Annotated in this window: 2 protein-coding genes and 1 pseudogene; 1 reads left to right on the top strand and 2 read right to left on the bottom strand. The window is 67.5% G+C overall.

The window, feature by feature from the left end; translation table 11 throughout:
* Positions 1 to 150 precede the first annotated feature (150 nt).
* Positions 151 to 458, top strand: a pseudogene (locus ACFWZ5_RS46175) (transposase); the annotation flags it as partial.
* Positions 459 to 513: 55 nt separating this feature from the next.
* Here ACFWZ5_RS46175 and ACFWZ5_RS46170 read toward each other — a convergent pair.
* Positions 514 to 1173, bottom strand: coding sequence for a type 1 glutamine amidotransferase (locus ACFWZ5_RS46170; RefSeq protein WP_384893273.1), 660 nt, complete (start codon positions 1171 to 1173; stop codon positions 514 to 516).
* 163 nt (positions 1174 to 1336) lie between these two features.
* The gene (locus tag ACFWZ5_RS46165) at positions 1337 to 2152 is read right to left on the bottom strand and encodes an IS5 family transposase (protein WP_384893270.1); all 816 of its coding nucleotides are present in this window, start codon (positions 2150 to 2152) and stop codon (positions 1337 to 1339) included.
* Between the last annotated feature and the right edge of the window lie 211 nt (positions 2153 to 2363).

The following is a 2363-nucleotide window of genomic DNA, read 5'->3' as shown; positions in this document are numbered from 1 at the left end:
CGGCTCGTCACCAGGTCATCCCGGAGACGGAAAACTTCGTCGCCCTTCGGCAGGATGTCACGTTCCCGGGCGAGCGTCGCGTTTGAGGCTGATCCTTTGGAGTGGACACCCTGGCAATTGGATCTTGATGGTCCATGGAGGGATGTCCAGGTGGGACGCAGGTCTCCGTATCCGGAGGAGTTCAGGAAGGATGCCGTCGCGCTGTACCGCGCTGCGGCCGGAAGCCGCACATACGCGGCCGTGGCCGCGGACCTCGGCATCACCGCGGAGTCGCTGCGGACACGGGTCCGCAAGGACGAATCCCGGACGTCGCCCGAAAGCTGCGACGACGGTGTGAGCGCGGCCGAGGAGCTGGCCCAGCTGCGGGCCGAGAACACGCGGCTGCTGCAAGCAGAGAAGGAATGGCAGTTGGAGCGCGAGATCTTGCGCCGGGCAGCGGCCTGTTTCGCCCGGGAGGTTAAGAGCGTGCGCGGATAGGGCGTGAGGGCGTTGTTGGGCACGTGGCGTCGAGGTTCATTTGCGTCGTCCGCAGGCGACGATCTTGGCGAAGCGGTGAGTGAACGTCTGCCAGGCGGTTGCCGAGGCTGGCTCGTCGGCTGCCGCCTGCGCATACAGGTGGTCTGGGTCGAAGCCCATCGCGCGCAACTGTTCTTGGTCCCAGCTGCGGACCCTCGTAGCTGCTGCCTCCGGGTGGAACTGAACGCCCCAGGCTGTTTCCCCCACGCGGAAAGCTTGGTATGGACATCGATCGCTCTCCGCGAGCCATAGCGCTCCTGGCGGGAGCTCGGTGATGGTGTCCACGTGGTGTTCGATGGCAGGTGTCACTGGCGGCAGTGCGCTGAAGAGCGGGTCGTTGCGTGCGCTGGGGCGCACCCGGATGGGCACGCTCCCGTGTTCCGGTGGGCCGTGCCGGCTCAGTACGGTGCCGCCTGCCACATGGGCCAGCAGCTGGGCACCCAGGCAGATGCCCAGTATCGGGTTGCCTTGCTGGAGTGCCTGGCCGGTGAGGCGGCGGACTGCCGGGAGCCAGGGCGCGCGCTCGTCCTCCCAGGGAAGAAGACCGCCGCCGAGGACGAGCAGGGCCCGGTCTCCCAACTGGGCGGGTAGCGGTTCGCCGGTGTGGGCGCGGACCACGTCCAGGCGCAAGTCGGCTTCCCGCAGCCAGATGCCCATACATCCGGGGCTGCTGGACAGGGGGTTCTGCACGACGAGCACGGTCTGCCCCCCGGCTCTCTGTCTCCCGGTTCGAGCTGGGGTTCGGAAGCACGTGCAGACCTCCAGCGGGCGTGCTTGGCTGGGACGGGGGCGTCTCTACCATATGCGGGAAAGCGCCGGGTCAGGGACGTTTCGCGGGGCGTGTGTCCCAGCGGTAGAGGGACCAGGACCGGCGGATGAGGCGACGGAGCGTGATGATGGCATGTGCCATCGACAGGTAGGCGTCGGTGACTTCGGCGCGGCGTTCGGTGCACCGGGCGATCTTGAAGAACTGATTGCCCCAGGCGTTCGTCCGCTCCACCGGCCACCTTCTGGTGTTCTGGATCGGTGCGGCAACGCCTTTGACGGCGACCTCGGCGCGCAGACCGTGTTCCTCGGCCGTCCTCGCTCTCTTGTCTGTGCCGTAGGCGGCGTCGAGGTGGACGGTGGCGCCGTCCGGGAGCGGTCCGAGGCGTTCGAGTCTCTTCAGCGTCGGGGCCAGCAGCGGGAGTCGTGCCGGTTGCCAGGGGCGGTGACCGCGCCGAGCGGGGATGCCGCCGGCGTCGGTGGCGGTGGAGCGTTTCATGCCGCCCTTGCGCCGGTCCACCGGCGAGGGGCCTGCAACTTCGCCGCCGCAGGGGGCCTTGGTGTGGCAGCCGTCGACCGGAAGGTCCGACAGCTCCAGCACGATCAGCTCCAGGCGTTCGAACACCCCGGCCGTGATCCACTCATCCCGCCGACCGCGGATCGTCGTGGCCGAGCAGGACACGTCGGCCACCTTGCGGTAGCCACAACCGAACACCAGCACTTGCACGATCTTGTCGAAGACGATGCGGTCACCGATCCGCCGGCGGTGGCACCCCAGGGGATGATCCGGAACGAACTCACCGCGCATAGGCAGCAGTTCACAGAACTGGTCCCACAGCGGGTCGGTGAGCCATGATGGCAGCGCAGGCACGGAGCCTCCACGATCACGGAGCGTAGGAACTCCCATGATCGCGCAGGCCCGTGCCTGCACGCGCATCCAGACCCCGCACCCCGCCTATCTGCTGTCAACCAGGAAGTCGATCAAGAAAAAGGCAGCCGCCAGGAGCGAACGTCCCAACGACCCACCGTTAGTGGGTGTCTGAGAAGCCCCGTTCAGGGCAGGTGACTTGGTAGTTCCCGCA

Source organism: Streptomyces sp. NPDC059003 (assembly GCF_042740445.1).
Taxonomy (GTDB): domain Bacteria; phylum Actinomycetota; class Actinomycetes; order Streptomycetales; family Streptomycetaceae; genus Streptomyces.
The sequence above is the reverse complement of the archived record's forward strand: the minus strand, read 5'-3'. Positions and strand labels throughout refer to the sequence as shown.